This is a genomic window from Rhodoferax sp., from assembly GCF_018063565.1.
In the GTDB taxonomy this organism is placed as follows: Bacteria; Pseudomonadota; Gammaproteobacteria; order Burkholderiales; family Burkholderiaceae_C; genus Rhodoferax.
Genome location: NZ_JAGPBB010000051.1, coordinates 1 through 18,508, shown reverse-complemented (window position 1 = coordinate 18,508; position 18,508 = coordinate 1). Strand labels below are relative to the sequence as shown.

Here is an 18,508-nt window from a genome sequence, read left to right as displayed (position 1 = left end):
TTATCATGGGAAAAGTCACAGGTTTTATGGAAATTGAGCGCATCGAGGAGGGCTACAAACCCGTGCCGGAGCGGCTCAAAAATTACGGCGAGTTTGTTGTGGGCCTCAACGACGCGCAGTCGCGCCAGCAGGCCGCGCGCTGCATGGACTGCGGCACACCGTTTTGCAACAGCGGCTGCCCGGTCAACAACATCATTCCGGACTTCAATGATCTGGTGTATCAAGGTGACTGGCAAAACGCCATCGAGGTGCTGCACAGCACCAACAACTTCCCCGAGTTCACCGGTCGCATCTGCCCGGCACCCTGTGAAGCCGCATGCACGCTCAATGTCAACCAGCTGCCGGTGGGCATCAAGAGCATCGAGCACGCCATCATTGACCACGCCTGGACTCAGGGCTGGGTCAAACCGATGCCGGCAGCGGTCAAGACGGGCAAAACGGTAGCGGTGGTGGGCTCCGGACCGGCCGGCATGGCCGCCGCGCAACAACTCGCACGCGCCGGGCACAGCGTCACGCTGTTGGAAAAGAACGACCGCCTGGGCGGTTTGCTGCGTTACGGCATTCCCGACTTCAAGCTGGAAAAATCACACATCGACCGCCGTGTGGCGCAACTCAAGGCAGAAGGTGTCACGATCCGCACCGGCGTGCTGGTCGGTGCCATGCCCAAAGGCAGCAAGGTGACCAATTGGGCCAAGGAAACCGTCTCGGCGGAACAATTGCAGAGAGACTTTGATGCGGTGCTGCTGACTGGTGGCTCGGAGCAGTCGCGCGATCTGCCGGTACCCGGGCGTGATCTGGACGGCATCCATTTCGCCATGGAGTTCCTGCCGCAGCAAAACAAAGTGAATGCGGGCGACAAGCTCAAAAACCAGCTGCGTGCCGATGGCAAACATGTCATCGTGATTGGCGGTGGTGACACGGGTAGCGACTGTGTGGGCACCAGCAACCGCCATGGCGCGGTCAGTGTGACCCAGTTTGAGGTGATGCCGCAGCCCCCGGTGGAAGAAATCCGGCCGTTGACCTGGCCGTACTGGCCGCTCAAGCTGCGCACCAGTTCCAGCCACGACGAAGGCTGTGTGCGTGAGTTCGCTATTTCCACCAAGGAATTTATCGGTGAAAAAGGCAAGCTCACCGGTTTGAAGACGGTCCATGTCGAATTCAAAGATGGCAAGATGACCGAAGTGCCAGGCTCAGAAAAGACCTACAGGGCCGATCTGGTGCTGCTGGCGATGGGTTTTGTGAACCCGGTGGCGACGGTGCTCGACGCTTTTGGTGTCGAGAAAGACGCCCGTGGCAATGCCAAAGCCGGTACTGAACTGATCGGCGGTTACACCACCAACGTGCCCAAGGTGTTTGCAGCCGGTGACATGCGCCGTGGCCAGAGCCTGGTGGTGTGGGCGATTCGCGAAGGGCGTCAGGCGGCGCGGGCGGTCGACGAATTCTTGATGGGTTCCAGCGACCTGCCGCGCTGACCGGCAGGACATTGGAGCGGGTCAAAAACATGCCGGGGTGCATTCACTTATGATCCAGGGGCCGGGTTTACCCGGTCTCTCTTTTTATGGCCCCAAATCCCTCTCCCAATCTGGTTGAAATGCGCCGTCTGAGCTTTGGCTATGGCGAGCGTTTGATTCTGGACGACATCACGCTGGCCATCCCGCGCGGCAAGGTCACGGCGCTGATGGGTGCCTCAGGTGGCGGCAAGACCACGGTGCTGCGCCTGATCGGGGGGCAGATCAAGGCGCAAAAGGGGCTGATGCTGTTTGATGGGCAAGACATCACGCCAATGACGCAAGCGCAGTTGTACGCGGCGCGTCGGCGCATGGGCATGTTGTTTCAGTACGGTGCCCTGTTTGCCGACCTGGATGTATTTGAGAACGTCGCCTTCCCGCTGCGCGAGCATTCAGACCTGCCCGAGGCGCTGATCCGCGACGTGGTGCTGATGAAGCTCAACGCCGTGGGCCTGCGTGGGGCACGGGACCTCAAACCCAGCGATCTGTCGGGCGGCATGGCACGCCGCGTGGCGCTGGCGCGTGCCGTTGCGCTGGATCCTGAACTGGTGATGTATGACGAGCCTTTTGCCGGGCTCGATCCGATTTCGCTCGGGACGGCGGCGCGGCTGATCCGGCAGCTGAACGACACCATGGGCCTGACCAGCCTGTTTGTCAGCCACGATCTGGAGCAGACTTTCGCCATTGCCGATCAGGTCATCATCCTGGCCAACGGCAAAATTGCCACCCAGGGTACACCGGACGAGGTGCGTCACAGCACCGACCCGCTGGTGGTGCAGTATGTCAACGCCTTACCGGATGGTCCGGTGCATTTTCATTACCCCGGCCCCAGCGTGGTACGAGACTTTGGTGCCGAGGTGGTGGCATGAGATGGTACCGGCCGCATGAGGTGGGTTATGCGGTGCGCCGGCATTTTGATGCCATGGGTTTTGCGGCGCGCTTGTTTTTGCGCCTGTGTGGCACCCTGGCGTACGCCATCCGGCGCAATCGGCTGGTGCGCGACCAGATTCATTTCTTGGGTAACTACTCGCTTCCCATCATCACGGTGGCGGGCCTGTTTGTCGGCTTTGTGTTCGGGTTGCAGGGATATTACGCGCTCAAGCGCTATGGCTCAGCCGAGTCGCTTGGGCTCCTGGTGACGTTAAGCCTGGTGCGCGAACTCGGACCGGTGGTGTCGGCGCTGCTGTTTGCCGGGCGCGCTGGCACCTCGCTGACTGCCGAGATCGGTCTGATGAAGGCGGGTGAGCAGATCAGTGTGATGGAGATGATGGCCGTTGACCCGATCGAGCGTGTGCTGGCACCGCGCTTTTGGGCCGGTGTGTTCACCTTGCCGTTGCTGGCTGCCATGTTCAGCGCCACCGGGGTGGTGGGCGGGTGGGTGGTAGGGGTGCTGATGATTGGTGTGGACGGCGGTGCGTTCTGGAGCCAGATTCAGGGTGGCGTCGATGTGTTTGCCGACCTGGGCAATGGCGTGGTCAAGAGTTTCGTGTTTGGCGTGGCGGTCACCTTCATTGCGCTGCTGCAAGGCTATAACGCGCAAGCGACGCCCGAAGGGGTGGCCAAAGCCACCACCCGCACGGTGGTCATGGCCTCGCTCACCGTGCTGGGCCTGGATTTCATCCTGACGGCCATGATGTTTACCATATGAATACATTGCGGGAGAGACCAGATGATACGAAGTGCAGCTGCTCTGTCCCCAACTTTGCGATTTTTTTGTGGGAAAGACCAGGTGACACGAAGTGCAGCTGCTCTGTCCCCAACTGATTAGAAAGGGAAAGATGCAACGCTCCAAAAATGACATCTGGGTCGGCTTGTTTGTGCTGATCGGCGCGCTGGCGATTTTGTTTCTGGCATTGCAATCGGCCAATCTGCTGTCGTTGAGTTTTGAGAAAACCTATGCGGTAACTGCCAAGTTCGACAATATCGGGGGGCTCAAACCCAAGGCGGCCGTAAAAAGTGCCGGGGTGGTGGTGGGCCGGGTGGACAACATTGTGTTTGACGACAAGAGCTTTCAGGCCAAAGTGACGCTGGCACTGGAGACCCGCTATGCGTTCCCCAAAGACAGTTCGCTCAAAATCTTGACCAGCGGCTTGTTGGGTGACCAGTACTTGGGCATTGAGGCCGGGGCTGACGACAAAAATCTTGCTGCCGGTGATGTCATTGGTAGCACCCAGTCAGCCGTAGTGCTGGAAAACCTGATCAGTCAATTCCTCTACAGCAAGGCGGCCGAGCCGGCAGCCAACCCAAGTGAAAAGGCCAAACCATGAGCCCACCCAACCATCAGTTCTGGATCACTGCCCCCGTTCGTGCGCTCGCCATGGGCCTGCTGGCGCTGCTGGTCGGATGTGCCACAGGTCCGACCGCTGATCCGCGTGATCCGCTTGAACCCTTCAACCGTGGCGTCTGGCAGTTCAACGACACCGTGGATCGTGCTGTTGTTCAGCCCGCCGCCACCGCCTACCGCGATGTGTTGCCGTCGCCCGTGCGCACCGGCATCACCAATTTCTTTCACAATCTGCAAGATGCTTGGTCGGTCGTCAACAATGCATTGCAGCTTAAGGGCGAGGCGGCCGCCAACAGCTTCTTTCGCTTTGGCGTCAATACAGCCTTTGGGTTGGGTGGTGTGCTCGACATCGCCTCCGAGATGCGCATCGAACGTCACACCGAAGGGTTTGGTGACACCCTGGGCCACTGGGGGGTGGGAACCGGCCCGTATATGGTGCTGCCGATTCTGGGTCCGTCAACCGCGCGCGACACCGCCGCGATGTTTGTCGACTCCCAAGGCAATCTGCTCGACGGCGTGGAGCACATTCCTACCCGCAATTCGGCGACCTTTCTCAAAATGGTGAACCAGCGCTCGCAGCTGCTCCAGGCGACCGCCATGCTCGACCAAGTGGCGCTCGACCCGTACACCTTCACCCGTGACGCATTCCTACAGCGGCGCCGCAACTCGGTGTACGACGGCAATCCGCCCGAATCCGATGAGTTCACGCCGGAAACACTGGATGAACCTCAAAAGTAGCCCTTGTCAATGAAAGTCCTGACCATGAACCGACGCACACTTACCCGGTGGCTGGCTGTTGCCGCGCTGACCTTCCCGGTGGCCTGGCCGACCTGGGCCGCTGACGAGGCGCCTGACGCGCTCATCGACCGGCTCACCAAGGAGGCACTCGACACCATTGCCAATGACAAGGCGGTGCAGGCCGGTGATGTGGGGCGCATCATTGCACTGATGGATGAAAAGGTCATGCCCTACCTGAATTTTCAGCGCATGACGGCATCCGCCGTTGGCCCGGGCTGGCGTCAGGCCACGCCGGAGCAGCGCACTCGGCTGGAGGGCGAGTTCAAGACCCTGCTGGTGCGCACCTATGCCGGGGCGATGAGCCAGGCGAAGAACCTGAGCTTTCAGGTCAAACCACTGCGCTCGGCGCCGGAAGACAAAGAGGTGATTGTGCGCACCGTCATCACCGGCCGGGGTGACCCGGTGCAGCTCGACTACCGGCTGGAGAAAACCCCCGGCGTGGGCGCTGGCTGGAAGATCTTCAACATGAACGTGCTGGGCGTGTGGCTGGTGGACACCTACCGCAGCCAGTTTGCGCAGGAAATCAATGCCAAAGGCGTCGATGGTCTGATTGCCAAGTTGGTCGAGATGAACAAGAACAATGCTGCTGCGGCCAAGCCAGCCAAGGGCTAAAACGTGTTGCAACTGCCCGCTGCGCTGACAAAAACCACTGCCACGCGCTGCCTTCACGACCTGCTGGCCGACCTGTCAGCGCAGACGGGGGAGGTGCAGGTCAACGCCTCGGGTTTGGGTGAGTTTGATTCAACCGCACTGGCGGTGCTGCTGGCGCTGCGCCGCGAGGCCTTGCGCCTGAAGCGCGGTTTTGCCATTGCCGGGCTGCCCACGCGCCTGGCTGAACTGGCGCGCCTGTATGGCATTGCTGAACTGCTGCCTGCCCTGGCCGGGACACCGCCCCTAAAATAGCGGCCCCATGCCCGCCATCTCCTTCCAGTCTGTCAGCAAAACCTATCCGGCACCAGCCAAATCCCCGGGCAAGGGCTTTCTGGCCTTGGACCAGGTCAGCCTGGACATCGAGCCTGGTGAGTTTTTCGGCCTGCTCGGGCCCAACGGTGCGGGTAAAACCACCTTGATCACCATTCTGGCCGGGCTGGCCAAAGCCACCTCAGGCCGGGTGTCCGTGCTGGGCAGCGACGTGCAAATCGACTATGCAGCAGCGCGCCGCAAGTTGGGTGTTGTGCCGCAGGAACTGGTGTTTGACCCGTTTTTCAACGTGCGCGAGGCGCTGCGCTTTCAGTCGGGGTACTTTGGCGTACGGCACAACGACGCCTGGATCGATGAGCTGCTGGACAGCCTGGGTCTGACCGACAAGGCGCACGTCAATATGCGGGCGCTGTCAGGCGGCATGAAACGCCGCGTGCTGGTGGGGTTGGCGCTGGTGCACAAGCCGCCGGTGATAGTGCTTGATGAACCTACTGCCGGGGTTGATGTGGAACTGCGTCAGACGCTGTGGGCGTTTATCTCCAAGCTGAACAAGGCTGGCAGCACTGTCCTGCTGACCACGCACTATCTGGAAGAAGCCGAGGCGTTGTGTGGCCGCATCGCAATGCTGAAAAACGGCCGGGTGGTAGCGCTCGACAGCACCAGTGCGCTGCTCAAGTCGGCGTCGAGCAATGTGCTGCGCTTCAAGATCGACCGCGACTTGCCGCAGGGCCTGTTGCCGGGTGCGCGCGTCACCGGTCGCGTGGTACAGGTGCCGGCACAAGACGCCCAAGCGGTTGAAAACCATCTGGCGGTGTTGCGCCAGGCCGGATTGCTTGCGCTGGACATGGAAATTCGCCGCGCTGATCTGGAAGACGTGTTTCTGGACGTGATGAAGCAGCATGGCAAGGTGTCGTCGGCCAATTCAGGGGTGGCAGCATGACCGGCTGGCAGATGTTGCTCTACAAGGAAATCATGCGTTTTTGGCGGGTGGTTGGGCAAACCGTGGGCGGTCCAATTCTCACCGCGATGCTGTATCTGCTGATTTTTGGTCATGCGCTGGAATCGCACGTCAAGGTGTATGGGCAGGTGAGCTACACCGCATTTCTGGTGCCGGGCCTGGCCATGATGAGTCTGCTGCAAAACGCTTTTGCCAACAGCTCGTCCTCACTGATTGCCAGCAAGGTGATGGGCAATCTGGTGTTTTTGCTGCTCACGCCATTGTCGTATGGACACTGGTTTGTCGCCTATGTGGGCGCATCGGTGTTTCGCGGGTTGGTGGTGGGCTTGGGCGTCTTTCTGGTGGCGGTGTTTTTCACTGAGTTCAGCTTTGTCGCCCCGGTGTGGATTGCCGTCTTTGCGTTGTCGGGTTCGATGCTGATGGGCGCATTGGGTGTGATTGCCGGGCTGCACAGTGAAAAGTTTGAGCAACTGGCTGCCTTCCAGAATTTCATTGTGATGCCGATGACGTTTTTGAGCGGTGTGTTTTACTCCGTTCACTCATTACCGCCGTTCTGGCAAACCGTGAGCCATTTCAACCCGTTTTTCTACATGATCGACGGTTTTCGCTTTGGCTTCTTTGGGGTCAGTGATGTTTCGCCCTGGCTCAGCCTGGGGGTGGTGGGCGTGACACTGGCGCTTGTGAGTGCGGCCGCGCTGAATCTGCTGCGCATTGGCTACCGTATCCGATATTGATCTTTGCCTATTTTTGGAACCTTATGACTGCTGACCAGTTAAAAAACCTGATTGCCGCCGGCTTGCCCTGTTCTCATCTTGAGGTGGAGGGTGATGGCCGGCATTGGTATGCCACCGTGGTGAGCGCCGAATTTGAAGGCAAACGTGCCATTGCCCGCCACCAGCGGGTCTACGCCACGCTGGGCGATCGCATGAAAAACGATGAAGTCCACGCTTTGTCGATGAAGGTGTTTACCCCGGCGGAGTGGGCCGCACAAGGTCAATAAGCGCATGGATAAATTGCTGATTCGTGGCGGCCAGCGACTGTCTGGCGAGGTCACCATCTCGGGTGCCAAGAATGCGGCCCTGCCTGAGCTGTGCGCGGCTTTGCTGACCGACGAGCCGGTGGTGTTGCACAACGTTCCCCGGTTGAAAGACGTGGCCACCATGCGCACCCTGCTGAACCACATGGGGGTTGTGACCGAGACCATGGGCGAACGCGGCGGTATGCGTTTTCATGCGGCCGACCCGCTCAAACCCGAGGCACCCTACGAGTTGGTGAAAACCATGCGTGCGTCGGTGCTGGCGCTGGGGCCACTGCTGGCCCGGTTTGGTCATGCCAAGGTGTCGCTACCTGGCGGTTGTGCCATTGGCTCGCGCCCTGTGGATCAACACATCAAGGGTCTCAGTGCGATGGGTGCCGAGATCGTGGTGGAGCATGGCTACATGGTGGCTCGGCTGGCACCCGGGCTCACGCGCCTGAAGGGTGCGCGCATCGCCACCGACATGGTGACGGTGACCGGGACCGAGAATTTTTTGATGGCCGCAGCCCTGGCCGATGGCGAGACCATTCTGGAGAACGCGGCGCAGGAACCCGAAATTCCTGACTTGGCCGAGATGTTGATCCAGATGGGCGCGCAAATCGAGGGCCATGGCAGCAGCCGCATCCGCATCCGGGGTGTGGAACGGCTGCATGGTTGTACCCATCAGGTGGTGGCCGACCGCATTGAGGCGGGCACGTTTTTGTGCGCGGTAGCGGCCAGCGGTGGTGATGTGTTGTTGCGACATGGCCGCATCGACCATCTGGAAGCGGTGGTGGAAAAACTGCGTGATGCGGGCGTCACGGTCACGGCGGTTGACAGTGGCATCAGAGTTCAGTCGCCGGGTGCCCATCGCTTGCGGGCGCAGAGCTTTCGCACCACCGAATACCCTGGTTTCCCGACCGATATGCAGGCGCAGTTCATGGCGCTCAACTGTTTGGCGCAAGGCACAGCCAAGGTGACCGAGACGATTTTTGAGAACCGCTTCATGCACGTGAACGAGCTGGTGCGCCTGGGTGCCAGTATCCAGATAGACGGCAAGGTGGCAGTGGTGGAGGGCGTTTCTCAGCTCTCAGGTGCCACGGTGATGGCCACAGACCTTCGTGCCTCAGCCAGCCTGGTCATTGCGGGTCTGGTGGCCGAGGGCGAAACCCGGGTTGACCGTATCTACCATCTGGATCGGGGTTACGACCAGATGGAGGATAAATTGCGAGCGCTGGGTGCCAATATCGAGCGTATTCGTTGAATGGTCGATTCTTGATAAAGCAATAATGTATAGCAATAAATGCTTATTCAATAAGCGCTGGAGGCCAAATTGATTACAATCGCACTGTCCAAGGGGCGCATTTTTGAGGAAACCTTGCCGCTGCTCCGGGCGGCTGGTATCGAGGTACTGGAAGACCCGGAAAAGTCCCGCAAGCTGATTCTGGCCACCAACCAGCCCGATGTGCGCGTGCTGGTCGTGCGCGCCACCGACGTGCCGACCTATGTGCAATATGGCGGTGCGGACATGGGCATCACCGGCAAAGACACGCTGCTGGAGCATGGTAGCCAGGGCTTGTACCAGCCGCTGGATTTGCAGATTGCCAAGTGCCGCATCAGCGTGGCGGTGCGCTCCGACTTTGATTACCAGAGCGCTGTCAAAAAAGGCTCACGCCTGACGGTCGCCACCAAATACGTGGCGATTTCACGCGAGTTTTTTGCCAGCAAAGGCGTGCACGTCGATCTGATCAAGCTCTACGGCAGCATGGAGCTTGCGCCGCTGGTGGGCCTGGCCGATGCGATTGTGGATCTGGTGTCGACCGGTAACACGCTCAAGGCGAACCATCTGGTCGAAGTCGAGCACATCATGGACATTAGCTCGCGGCTGGTGGTGAATCAGGCCGCGCTCAAGCTCAAACAGGCACAGTTGCGGCCGATCATTGATGCGTTTGCGGCCGCTGTTGGGCAGACGGTCGTGGCGTGATCTTTGCATTTGCTCCTGCTCGTCGCGCAGTCGCCACGACAAGTCAGGCTCGCCTGATTGGGCCCCGCGTACTCTGGCCACTGTGATAAAGTGGTTCAGCGGTCATCCCCGTTGACCGGATTGCACATTTGATGGTGCCGACTAAAACGCTTTTTTCCGCGCAAACATCCGTTTACCAGCGCTTGCAGGTCGCCCTGCGCCGGCTGGCGGTGGTGGGTGCCGTCTTGGCAAGTTCCCACGCGGCAGCGTATTCGGCATTGACCAATGCTGATCTGAACCTGCGCGCGGGGCCGGATCGTGATTTCCCTGTGGTCCACACTTTGCGCCAGAGCACGCCCGTTGAAGTGATGGGATGTCAGAGCGATTACCAGTGGTGTGACGTGAGGGTCGAGTCGCTGCGTGGTTGGGTTCGAGCGGATTACCTCAGCGCGACCTTCGAGAATGGGGAAGTCAATGTTGCCGAACGAGGCGCATCGATTGGGCTGCCCGTGCTGGCGTTCATCATCGGCGCCTATTGGGCCGACCACTACTTTGATCGCCCGTGGTACCGTCGGCACTCGCACTGGCAGCATTGGCACTATCAGCCCCGCCCCCCGGGCTGGCGTCCACCTCATCGTCCGCCCGGATGGCGCCCGCCGCCGCCGAGTCGCCCATCGGGCTGGCGACCACTGCCTGCGCGTCCACCGATGGCCAGACCTGGCGTGCGTCCTGCGCAGGTGGTGCCACCGCGTCCATCGGGTGTGCGACCCCTGCCAGCGCGACCACCCGTGGCCAGACCTGGTGATCGACCATCGCCCGGAGGAATGAAGCCCCGGCCATCTGGCACCGATCGCCTGCCACCGCCACAAAACAGGCAATGATGCTGGTTTTCTGGGCGGCTGAACTTGGTGCTCAGGCGATAACGGCTGCGGCTGTCGCGTACCGAGGAAGAATCAGGTAGTTCACTGCCACACGGACGAGGCGCACACAACAGGGCAATGAATATCGTCAGGTATGGCACCCGGTGTGCGCATGGTTCTTGAGAAGATTGAAGATCGTCCCTGCTACATTCCTGCCGTTCAATCAAGCCGCTCCAAAGCGGGATTTAAGACATCTGATTGAGCGCCACTTGACGAAAGCCTTCTTGACGGAGTCTCGTCAGCCACCAAGTGCGCCTCACAAAATCGGATTGCGTTACGGCCCCCGGCTTTTGCTTGGTACATCGCCGCATCGGCGCACTTTAGGATGGCGGTTTCGCTGAGTTCGTGGTTAGCGAACACGACGACTCCGATACTGATGCTACAACCGTGTTCGATTACTGTATCTTCCTTGCCGGGCTGTGCCTGCCTCAAGAAGAATGGCAAGGCCAGAGTAGCACGAATTTTTTCTGCCACGCCGCGTGCTTGCGCGGTGGATTGAGTTTTGTCGATCATCAACTCGCTGAGTATCACCACAAACTCATCGCCGCCAAACCGGGCGACGGTGTCCACTTCTCGCAGGCAACCCTTCAAACGCGTTGCAACTTCAATCAGTAGCGAGTCGCCCACCTCGTGCCCGTAGGTATCATTGAGAGGCTTGAAGTTATCAAGATCCAGAAACATCAAGGCCCCGCAAAGACCGCTGCGCTTGCTTGTGGCCATGGCCTGACTCAATCGGTCGTTGAGCATCCGGCGATTTGGCAGCATTGTGAGTGGATCAAAAAAAGCCATCAGGCGAACCTGGTCATCCAGCATCTTGCGCTTGGTAACGTCAGCAAACTGGCCCACAAATTGTTGAACGACACCTTGCGAGTCTGATACGGCGCTAATGGTCAACATCTCTGCATAGATTTCGCCATTTTTGTGACGATTCCATAGCTCTCCGCTCCAAAAACCGTGCTCGCTTAAATCGCGCCAAAGGTCTGCATAAAACTCTTTGGTTTGCCGCCCAGACCTCAGAATGCGGGGGTTCTGGCCCAAAACCTCGTCGCGGCTGTAACCAGTAATACGTGTAAATGCGTCGTTGACGTCGAGAATGCTGCCGTCAGCCGCGCACATCATGATCCCTTCATGACTGTTGGTGAACACACGTGCTGCATTGATTTTCTGCAGCCGGTTGGATTCATTTGTCTTGGCCTCTAGTAAAAGCTGGCGTCGGTAACGGGAAATCGACAACAAGCTGACGATCAGCAGCGTTGGAACAACAATGCCAAGAATGGTCTTGGTCTCGGTTTCCCATTGACTTAAGGCATAGTCGCGTTGGATGTGGGTCACAACCGCCAGAGGGTAAAGCGACGAGACACGAAAAGCTGTCAATACGGTGCGTTCACCATGCACAGACTGCTCGAATTCACCAGACTCCACCTCATAAAAGAGTCTTCTTTTGGCAAATTCATTTTTTGGCGCACCAAAACGTTGTTCATAGTCAGTGGACATCAGCTGGATGCCATCGAGGCGCAGCACCTCCACCGAGCCTGACCTGGTGTCGAACTGCCTCGACATATAGTTCAGAAAATAATCGGGATTGAGCGCAACGAGCAGGGTCAAGCTTCGGGGTCCTATGTCTACCCCATGCGTTGCAGGCAGAAAGCGCGCTGGTGTATCTTTTGGCAGTTGGTTGCCAACTGCATGGCCGTCGGCGAAGTCTCGCCCGGCCCAGGGTGTACCAATGCGAAGAAATGACTGCGTGCCTGCAGCAATAGGAAAGAAGTCCTTGGTCGGAACCGTGACGCCGAGATTGGCAGAGTTTGAACTGGCGATGATGAGATTGCTCTCGTCCAATAGTGACACGGAACGCAGAAAAGGGGAGTTGTGCAATATGAAAACAAAATTTGTCTCCATCTGACGAAGATTGAGTTGTCCTTTTTCTGATGACGCCGCATTCACACCGGCAAGTTCGGTGACACGAAGACTCTGCGTCAGATGATCTTCGAAGCTACGTGTAAATATCGCCGATATTGCAAGTCCGCTCTTGATGGCATCTGAGCGCAGTAACCACAGGGTATATGCAGTCAAGCTCAGAACTGCACCTATGAAAAGTGCCAACGCAGCGAAGAACGCCCATGGCGATCGACGAGCGTGTGCCATTATGGGGCGACGATGGGGTCAAGCTTGTGGCGTTTGGCAGCGGCCATTAAACGGCCATCGCTCTTAACGTCGCTGACAAAGCGTTCAAGTCGCGCGTGCCACCTGTCATCGCCTGGTTTAACCGCATAGGCGTATGGCGTCAGGTGGTAATTTCCGGGTGGAGAAACCAGACGAGCCCAGTCGGCATTGGCCAGGAACCGCTGACTGTAGGGGTAGTCGGTCATGAAAACATCTGCCCGCCCCGATTGCACTTCTTGCTCGCGGGCAAAGGGGGTGTCAAGAACCAGAAGTTTTGCAAGCTTGAGTTTGTCTTTCATCACACCCTCATGCAATGTACCCTTGGCTACTGCGACAACTGCCCCAGGCTTGTCGATGTCGTCCCATCCCTTTATACGGCGATTGGTTTGTGTGGTAACCGCGTAGATGTCGCTGGCCAAGTGCGGAGAAGTGAAGCGCAGCTTGGCCGCACGTTGGGGTGTAATGCCAACGGCAAACATGGCAACGTCGCACCGATCCTGAGTGACATCGTCGACCAGTTTGGCAAACGAACTATCAATAAACGCCACTGTGACGTCAAGGTCCTTTCCCAACGCTTGGGCCATATCAATATCGATGCCCGTAAGCTGCTGCGTCTTGGGGTTGCGATAGGTGATGCTGAAGTAATCAGGCCAAATGCACACACGGATCACCTTGGATGCCCTGACCCTGTCGAGGTGACTTGTTGTCACAGTTTCAGCTGCCGAAAGAAGCGGCAAGCCAGAGCAGGCAAGGGCCAGGAGTAAAGGGATGATTCGCATGGCATAGGGTTGGATACGGCAATCGACAAGAAATATACACGCGGCCATCAAGCAAAAACTCAATGGTCGTCAGGGCATAACTGCTCGACGATCGAAATTTTTTTTGAGCATGCCTTACGATAGTCCAAGCCCCTCGCAAAATACATCAGGCAATCACCTGAGCCTGGTTGGGAAAACACCTGATCAATCTACTGCCGACATTGGGAGGAGATGCTCGATTGCACCGATTGGGTGATCCGAAATCTCAAGACCGATCCACCGTCTGTCAATGCGGTGGAATGTCGTTATGGTCGGCTCCTGAAGTTCAAAGATGCAAGCTTGCTTGCAAAGTCGTAACATCGATTTATCCCGTGACTATCGACAGCAAAGGAACATTGACTATGCCGACAGGAACAGTGCGACTGCACCGAGTGCTTCGTGCACCGCCGCAGCGTGTTTATCGCGCGTTTCTGGACGCTGACGCCATGGCAAAGTGGATGCCACCGTTTGGTTTTACGTGCAAGGTTCACCACATGGAAGCCAAAGTCGGTGGAACTTTTCGGATGTCGTTCACCAATTTCAGTTCAGGCAATGGCCACTCTTTTGGCGGCGAATATCTCGAACTTGTACCTGATGAACTCATTCGCTACACAGATAAATTCGATGATCCGAATTTGCCAGGGGAAATACGGGTGACGGTGGTTCTTACCAAGGTGTCCTGCGGCACCGGGATCACCATTGTGCAAGAAGGCTTGCCTGAAATCATTCCTCTTGAAATGTGCTACCTCGGCTGGCAGGAATCTCTGGCACAACTTGGCCAACTTGTCGAACCCGAGATTGCCGACTGACACCGTGATGCAAGACCCACCAATGCAACAGATCCAAGCAAACTAAAGTCATGGAATCTATCGAGTCCCGTTCGGACACACGAACCAGGCTGATCGATGCAAGCCCAGATCAGGTTTTTGCCGCGATCAGTGATCCTGTGCGTATTGCCAGGTGGTGGGGGCCTGATGGCTTTACGAACACGATTCATACTTTCGAGTTTTTTGATGGCGGTCGCTGGGTACTAACCATGCACGGCCCAGACGGACAGGACTATCCGAATGAAAGTCATTTTGTACGCATAGTGCCTGACAAGTGCGTTGCGATCGAACACTTCTCTGGCCATCACTTCTTCCTGACGCTTGAGCTGGCTGGCCAAGGTCAAAGCACACTTTTGAAGTGGCAACAGACGTTCGACACCCGAGAACACTATGAACGCATTGCCTCGTTTGTCGCAAATGCCAATCATCAGAATCTGGAAAGGCTCGGCGTTGAGGTCCAGCGCGTTATCAGTGTCGTCTAAACCTTGTTCAACTTGAGTATGAATACGTTCCCTATCGAGGGTGGTTGCGACTGTAAAGCGGTTCGCTACCGGTTGGAGAGTGCGCCACTTTTTGTGCACTGCTGTCATTGCTATTGGTGTCAAAGGGAATCTGGTGCATCTTTTGCTCTCAATGCAATGATTGAGGCAGACCGAGTAACGAATCTTGGCGTCGAACCTGAAATGATCGACACACCATCAGCCAGTGGCCTCGGTCAGAAAATTGCGCGCTGCCCCAAATGTTGGGTTGCAGTCTGGAGTCACTATGCAGGCTCGGGTCCAGTCGTCAAATTTGTTCGAGTGGGCACACTTGACAACCCGAACCAATTGCCACCCGACATTCACATCTTTACCGCCTCCAAACAGGCCTGGGTTCAACTCGGGGCTGGTGTACCGGCCGTGCCTGATTATTACGACCGAGAACAATACTGGTCAGCCGACAGTCTGGCTCGTCGGCAAAAGATTCTGCCTGCCATTGAGGCGTATCAGGACACGATCAACAGGTGAGTCATATTCGGGACATGCGATTTCTCAAGGCGCCTGTCAGGTTTCGAGCAGTTTCCTATAACAGCCGGCCGCCCGGAAAACTGCTCTATACCCAGACCACTGACTCCGTCAGGCTGTAAGCGGTAGTAGCAATTTGCGACTTGTATCCTCTTGACCCGACGTTGGCCCTGGCTTTAGCTGGCACCCAAAGGCCGAGCCATAATTGCCTCCATGCTTTCAAATTTCCTAGCCGTAGCAACATGAATGGGCTTTTGGGCGTTGCAATGGCGCCTCGTACGCGCCGTGTCGTGCAGGCACTGCTGTACGAACTTGTCGCGATCTCTCTGGTTACACCGGCCATTGCCATTTTTTTTGACGAAGGCAAAGGCTCTGCGCTGGGCCTTTCGGTTTTGATGAGCACTATTGCGTTGGCTTGGAACTACACATTTAACGCGATGTTCGAATGGTGGGAGCAGCGCCAAAGCGTCAAGGGACGCTCGTCCCTTCGGCGCCTGGTGCATGGCATCGGCTTTGAGGGGGGGCTGGGGCTGCTTCTGATTCCGGTGATGGCGCTGTGGCTCCACATCGGACTGTGGGAAGCCGTGCTGACCGAACTTGGCTTCTTGCTGTTCTTCATGGGCTACACCCTGGTTTTTACGTGGAGTTTCGACCACCTGTTTGGATTGCCTGAGTCGGCACGGTGAGGTGCACCCCACCTGCCGCACGGACCCATGGCTCATGCATAGATGCAGCAACAGCCTGTACCAACATATGCACTTTCAATGCCAGACGGCCAACCTGATCGACAGCAACGAGTCTTGGAGCCACTCAGCACCAAAACCCCAATGATTCCAACCGCTGCACAGTTGCATTCTGCGAACGGGTGGGTACCGTTACTGTTGTTGTGGCTGCGTTTTAGCCAGGGTTTGGGTCGCTTGAGCTGCGTGGTTGCTAGAACCAATAGTCTGAAACACACTTGCCGTCCCTTGGCAGGTCTTCGTACTTACCCAGTGACAGCTTTCGCTCTTGCACTCCCGTCGCCCAGTCTCGGTCGAAGTGCCCACGTCTAGCCAACAGCCGTCTGGCTCGGAATTCGATTTCTGAGATGATCTGGCGCATTGGACAAGAACGTGAATGCCACAACTGTCAAGCCACTGCGCTGTGCAATGTACGCACGCTGGAGGAAATCTGCCAACGCAGTTCAGTTTTCAGGGTATGCGGTTTCGGCTAACTCCTTGATAAACTGGTGCATTCATTCATTGGCGTGGTTATTGCTGGGCATGCAGCAAAGGAGTTTTTATGAACCATTCTGTCCTCGTTCCCCTGTCGCGTCGCCGTTTCAACTTGGCGGGTACCAGCCTGTTGGCGCTACCTTTTTTGGGTGCCTGCGCAGGCATTGGTGGCTCAACGCCCATCAGTGTGGGCTGCTTGTTTGCTGGCCGCATTGACGACCGGGGTTTCATGGAAGCCGGTTGGCGTGGAATGGAACGCGCCCGCCTGGAACTGGGGACACAAACGCGCCACACCGCAGGAGTGTCACCCCGCAAAGAACTGCTCGTGGCCGCGCTAACCGAACTGGCGAGCTCGGGCGTGAAGCTGGTGCTTGCCCACGGCGGGCAGAACAACGAGGCCTGCGCAGAGGTCGCTGCCCGCTTTCCACATGTTCAGTTTGTGGTGACCCAGGGTGCCGTGACCGGTGCCAACCTGTGCAGCTACGAAGTGCTGCAGGAAGAATCTGCCTACTTGGCTGGTGTGCTGGCAGCACTGACCACGCGCACTGGTGTGGTGGGCCACATGTCGGGCATTCGCGTTCGACCGGGCCTGAAAGGCCGTGCAGCCTACGTGGCAGGCGTGAAGGTAACCAACCCTGACGTGAAAGTGTTGACCAACTTTTCAGGCAATCAGGACGACAACGCCCTGTCAAAACGCATTGCCCTGGCCGAGATGGCGGCGGGTGCCGACGTGATTTTCACCATGCTCAACGCTGGGCGCAACGGTGTCACCGAGGCATGCCGCGAGCAGCGTAAGCGACAAATCGGCAACGTCATCGACTGGGTGGCTAGCGACCCACAGACGTTTGTGGGGTCGGCCATCGCCGATGTGAGCATGGCTGTGTTTCAAGCTGTGAACGATGCTCAACTCAGCAAGTTCCCGGCTGGCACCGTCCAGAAAATTGGCATCAACAACCCACTGGCGGTCAGTCTCAGCATGGCCAGCGATGTGCCCGCCGAGGTGCGCCAGCGGGTGGCAGGGATCGCCCAGGCTCTGGCCAAAGGCCAAATCAAGGTGCCCGAAGCTTACGACGGCCCCGAGTTTCAAACCCCGGCCTGAACTTTCACCCCAAAATCAGATTGGCCAGTAAGCGCCGCTGCGCGCCCAGCGCAAGCACACTCGCATTCGCACGCGGATGTGCTTGCGGGTGCAAAGCCAAAGCTCTGCAACCCGCGCCATTCCGAACGCACGCTGCTCGACAAGACGATAGACGAGCACTTTGAGATCTGGTTTGAGTTGGCCAGTGCAGGTCGGTTTGACGGCCACACTATTGCCAAACCAAATGAAATTCCGGTGGAGTGCGATTTGATGGTTTTCCAGAACAACCTGTTCGAGGTCTTTTGTCCGGGTCTACAATTTTCTTAAAACCTGACTTTCATTTTGACGGTCGGTTTCGGAGAAAGTTGGCTGGCTTTAGTAGGTTGACAGTGGAATTTCGATGGCACGATTTCAGGGACAAGGAGCAGCCATTCGGCATCTCTAAGGAGGCATGGCGACTCGACCCGCTTGCGCAGCAATCACCGCCCGCGTCGCGTCATCCGCCGCAAACAGATGCTCAACCCGCAGCGACGCGAGTGTTATGTCTTGCGGTGTACCGAAGGTGGAAAACATGCTAAAGAATGCCAACTCGCCATGCGCGGTTGAAAATCGAGTCGTGAGAACTGGAGCAGTTTGTCGGGGCGCAGAATTGAAATAGTGGATGAGCGGCCTCTTGCCCAAGCGCTTTTGAATCTGAGCAGTCAGCATTTCCACACGCGGCAGCAACTCTGGAACGGTACTTGCGTCATCGCGCAAATGCGCGAGCATGGCGGGAGCAACTTCTTCCAGGTTGGTCATATGCCGTGTCATGCCCTCGGGGTGAAGCATGGCGTCCAGCAAATTGAGCGGCTGATCCTGCGGCAGTTGCATGATCCATGGCATGAGCGTGAGGGCCAACCATTGTGCACCTTGGTTCATTTGACGCACATTCCAGCCTTGTCCAATGAGGTATGAGCCTGAACAGGGCACTGTATTTCCACGCAGGAATGAGCCTGAAGCCGTAATTTGAGGTGAATTGGCGAGTGGGTTGATCATCCCGAGATGGTGATCAACATGGA

At 57.5% G+C, this 18,508-nt stretch carries 20 protein-coding genes and 2 pseudogenes; 18 read left to right on the top strand and 4 right to left on the bottom strand.

From position 1 onward, the window contains the following. Positions 1 to 5: 5 nt before the first annotated feature. The 13 genes and pseudogenes from KBF66_RS12510 to KBF66_RS19635 form a co-directional block, all read left to right on the top strand. The gene (locus tag KBF66_RS12510) at positions 6 to 1,472 is read left to right on the top strand and encodes a glutamate synthase subunit beta (protein WP_296657057.1); all 1,467 of its coding nucleotides are present in this window, start codon (positions 6 to 8) and stop codon (positions 1,470 to 1,472) included. Between the two features lie 86 nt (positions 1,473 to 1,558). Beyond that, the gene (locus tag KBF66_RS12505; protein WP_296657053.1) at positions 1,559 to 2,377 is read left to right on the top strand and encodes an ABC transporter ATP-binding protein; all 819 of its coding nucleotides are present in this window, start codon (positions 1,559 to 1,561) and stop codon (positions 2,375 to 2,377) included. Further along, entirely contained in the window at positions 2,374 to 3,156 is a 783-nt protein-coding gene (mlaE, locus tag KBF66_RS12500) for a lipid asymmetry maintenance ABC transporter permease subunit MlaE (protein WP_296657049.1), read from the top strand. Before KBF66_RS12505 ends, mlaE begins: the two co-directional genes overlap by 4 nt. Before the next feature lie 130 nt (positions 3,157 to 3,286). Further along, on the top strand, positions 3,287 to 3,775 hold the full coding sequence (gene mlaD / locus KBF66_RS12495; protein ID WP_296657045.1) for an outer membrane lipid asymmetry maintenance protein MlaD: 489 nt from the start codon (positions 3,287 to 3,289) through the stop codon (positions 3,773 to 3,775). Continuing rightward, entirely contained in the window at positions 3,772 to 4,530 is a 759-nt protein-coding gene (locus tag KBF66_RS12490; RefSeq protein ID WP_296657041.1) for a VacJ family lipoprotein, read from the top strand. Before mlaD ends, KBF66_RS12490 begins: the two co-directional genes overlap by 4 nt. 24 nt (positions 4,531 to 4,554) lie before the next feature. Then, positions 4,555 to 5,202: an ABC transporter substrate-binding protein gene (locus KBF66_RS12485; RefSeq protein ID WP_296657038.1), complete on the top strand. Its 648-nt coding sequence runs from the start codon at positions 4,555 to 4,557 to the stop codon at positions 5,200 to 5,202. A 3-nt stretch (positions 5,203 to 5,205) separates the two neighbouring features. After that, positions 5,206 to 5,493: an STAS domain-containing protein gene (locus KBF66_RS12480; protein ID WP_296657035.1), complete on the top strand. Its 288-nt coding sequence runs from the start codon at positions 5,206 to 5,208 to the stop codon at positions 5,491 to 5,493. 7 nt (positions 5,494 to 5,500) lie between these two features. Then, entirely contained in the window at positions 5,501 to 6,451 is a 951-nt protein-coding gene (locus tag KBF66_RS12475) for an ABC transporter ATP-binding protein (RefSeq protein WP_296657031.1), read from the top strand. Beyond that, entirely contained in the window at positions 6,448 to 7,203 is a 756-nt protein-coding gene (locus KBF66_RS12470) for an ABC transporter permease (protein ID WP_296657028.1), read from the top strand. Before KBF66_RS12475 ends, KBF66_RS12470 begins: the two co-directional genes overlap by 4 nt. Before the next feature lie 23 nt (positions 7,204 to 7,226). Next, the gene (locus tag KBF66_RS12465) at positions 7,227 to 7,469 is read left to right on the top strand and encodes a BolA family protein (RefSeq protein ID WP_296657024.1); all 243 of its coding nucleotides are present in this window, start codon (positions 7,227 to 7,229) and stop codon (positions 7,467 to 7,469) included. Positions 7,470 to 7,473: 4 nt separating this feature from the next. After that, complete coding sequence (gene murA, locus KBF66_RS12460) at positions 7,474 to 8,748, top strand: UDP-N-acetylglucosamine 1-carboxyvinyltransferase (RefSeq protein WP_296657022.1); 1,275 nt, start codon at positions 7,474 to 7,476, stop codon at positions 8,746 to 8,748. A gap of 69 nt (positions 8,749 to 8,817) precedes the next feature. Then, positions 8,818 to 9,468, top strand: coding sequence for an ATP phosphoribosyltransferase (gene hisG, locus KBF66_RS12455; protein WP_296657018.1), 651 nt, complete (start codon positions 8,818 to 8,820; stop codon positions 9,466 to 9,468). 131 nt (positions 9,469 to 9,599) lie between these two features. Then, a pseudogene (locus tag KBF66_RS19635) lies at positions 9,600 to 9,884 on the top strand (SH3 domain-containing protein); the annotation flags it as partial. An 85-nt stretch (positions 9,885 to 9,969) separates the two neighbouring features. Here the strand turns inward: KBF66_RS19635 and KBF66_RS12450 are convergent. The 3 genes from KBF66_RS12450 to KBF66_RS12440 form a co-directional block, all read right to left on the bottom strand. Further along, the gene (locus KBF66_RS12450) at positions 9,970 to 10,287 is read right to left on the bottom strand and encodes a hypothetical protein (protein ID WP_296657014.1); all 318 of its coding nucleotides are present in this window, start codon (positions 10,285 to 10,287) and stop codon (positions 9,970 to 9,972) included. A 239-nt stretch (positions 10,288 to 10,526) separates the two neighbouring features. Then, positions 10,527 to 12,440: a diguanylate cyclase gene (locus tag KBF66_RS12445; protein ID WP_296657010.1), complete on the bottom strand. Its 1,914-nt coding sequence runs from the start codon at positions 12,438 to 12,440 to the stop codon at positions 10,527 to 10,529. A gap of 71 nt (positions 12,441 to 12,511) precedes the next feature. After that, positions 12,512 to 13,309 carry an ABC transporter substrate-binding protein gene (locus tag KBF66_RS12440; protein ID WP_296657007.1) on the bottom strand — a complete coding sequence of 266 codons (798 nt, stop codon included), beginning with the start codon at positions 13,307 to 13,309 and terminating at the stop codon, positions 12,512 to 12,514. A gap of 380 nt (positions 13,310 to 13,689) precedes the next feature. On the opposite strand from KBF66_RS12440, the gene KBF66_RS12435 reads away from it, so the two are divergent. The 5 genes from KBF66_RS12435 (at position 13,690) to KBF66_RS12415 (ending at position 17,471) form a co-directional block, all read left to right on the top strand. Continuing rightward, on the top strand, positions 13,690 to 14,136 hold the full coding sequence (locus KBF66_RS12435; protein ID WP_296657091.1) for an SRPBCC family protein: 447 nt from the start codon (positions 13,690 to 13,692) through the stop codon (positions 14,134 to 14,136). Positions 14,137 to 14,186: 50 nt separating this feature from the next. Further along, positions 14,187 to 14,636, top strand: coding sequence for an SRPBCC domain-containing protein (locus KBF66_RS12430; protein ID WP_296657003.1), 450 nt, complete (start codon positions 14,187 to 14,189; stop codon positions 14,634 to 14,636). 18 nt (positions 14,637 to 14,654) lie between these two features. Beyond that, entirely contained in the window at positions 14,655 to 15,161 is a 507-nt protein-coding gene (locus KBF66_RS12425; protein WP_296657089.1) for a GFA family protein, read from the top strand. A 239-nt stretch (positions 15,162 to 15,400) separates the two neighbouring features. Further along, positions 15,401 to 15,844 carry a PACE efflux transporter gene (locus KBF66_RS12420; protein ID WP_296657000.1) on the top strand — a complete coding sequence of 148 codons (444 nt, stop codon included), beginning with the start codon at positions 15,401 to 15,403 and terminating at the stop codon, positions 15,842 to 15,844. Positions 15,845 to 16,439: 595 nt separating this feature from the next. Beyond that, positions 16,440 to 17,471 carry a BMP family protein gene (locus KBF66_RS12415; protein WP_296656997.1) on the top strand — a complete coding sequence of 344 codons (1,032 nt, stop codon included), beginning with the start codon at positions 16,440 to 16,442 and terminating at the stop codon, positions 17,469 to 17,471. A 420-nt stretch (positions 17,472 to 17,891) separates the two neighbouring features. On the opposite strand, the pseudogene KBF66_RS12410 reads toward KBF66_RS12415, so the two are convergent. Beyond that, positions 17,892 to 18,508: pseudogene (locus KBF66_RS12410) on the bottom strand (hypothetical protein); the annotation flags it as partial.

What these genes read in the sequence shown, in the direction of transcription:
- KBF66_RS12510 (WP_296657057.1), top strand. Translation starts at nt 6, where the DNA reads ATGGGAAAAGTCACAGGTTTTATGGAAATTGAGCGCATCGAGGAGGGC.
- KBF66_RS12505 (WP_296657053.1), top strand. Translation starts at nt 1,559, where the DNA reads ATGGCCCCAAATCCCTCTCCCAATCTGGTTGAAATGCGCCGTCTGAGC.
- mlaE (WP_296657049.1), top strand. Translation starts at nt 2,374, where the DNA reads ATGAGATGGTACCGGCCGCATGAGGTGGGTTATGCGGTGCGCCGGCAT.
- mlaD (WP_296657045.1), top strand. Translation starts at nt 3,287, where the DNA reads ATGCAACGCTCCAAAAATGACATCTGGGTCGGCTTGTTTGTGCTGATC.
- KBF66_RS12490 (WP_296657041.1), top strand. Translation starts at nt 3,772, where the DNA reads ATGAGCCCACCCAACCATCAGTTCTGGATCACTGCCCCCGTTCGTGCG.
- KBF66_RS12485 (WP_296657038.1), top strand. Translation starts at nt 4,555, where the DNA reads ATGAACCGACGCACACTTACCCGGTGGCTGGCTGTTGCCGCGCTGACC.
- KBF66_RS12475 (WP_296657031.1), top strand. Translation starts at nt 5,501, where the DNA reads ATGCCCGCCATCTCCTTCCAGTCTGTCAGCAAAACCTATCCGGCACCA.
- KBF66_RS12470 (WP_296657028.1), top strand. Translation starts at nt 6,448, where the DNA reads ATGACCGGCTGGCAGATGTTGCTCTACAAGGAAATCATGCGTTTTTGG.
- KBF66_RS12465 (WP_296657024.1), top strand. Translation starts at nt 7,227, where the DNA reads ATGACTGCTGACCAGTTAAAAAACCTGATTGCCGCCGGCTTGCCCTGT.
- murA (WP_296657022.1), top strand. Translation starts at nt 7,474, where the DNA reads ATGGATAAATTGCTGATTCGTGGCGGCCAGCGACTGTCTGGCGAGGTC.
- KBF66_RS12450 (WP_296657014.1), bottom strand. Translation starts at nt 10,287, where the DNA reads ATGGCCGGGGCTTCATTCCTCCGGGCGATGGTCGATCACCAGGTCTGG.
- KBF66_RS12440 (WP_296657007.1), bottom strand. Translation starts at nt 13,309, where the DNA reads ATGCGAATCATCCCTTTACTCCTGGCCCTTGCCTGCTCTGGCTTGCCG.
- KBF66_RS12435 (WP_296657091.1), top strand. Translation starts at nt 13,690, where the DNA reads ATGCCGACAGGAACAGTGCGACTGCACCGAGTGCTTCGTGCACCGCCG.
- KBF66_RS12430 (WP_296657003.1), top strand. Translation starts at nt 14,187, where the DNA reads ATGGAATCTATCGAGTCCCGTTCGGACACACGAACCAGGCTGATCGAT.
- KBF66_RS12425 (WP_296657089.1), top strand. Translation starts at nt 14,655, where the DNA reads ATGAATACGTTCCCTATCGAGGGTGGTTGCGACTGTAAAGCGGTTCGC.
- KBF66_RS12420 (WP_296657000.1), top strand. Translation starts at nt 15,401, where the DNA reads ATGAATGGGCTTTTGGGCGTTGCAATGGCGCCTCGTACGCGCCGTGTC.
- KBF66_RS12415 (WP_296656997.1), top strand. Translation starts at nt 16,440, where the DNA reads ATGAACCATTCTGTCCTCGTTCCCCTGTCGCGTCGCCGTTTCAACTTG.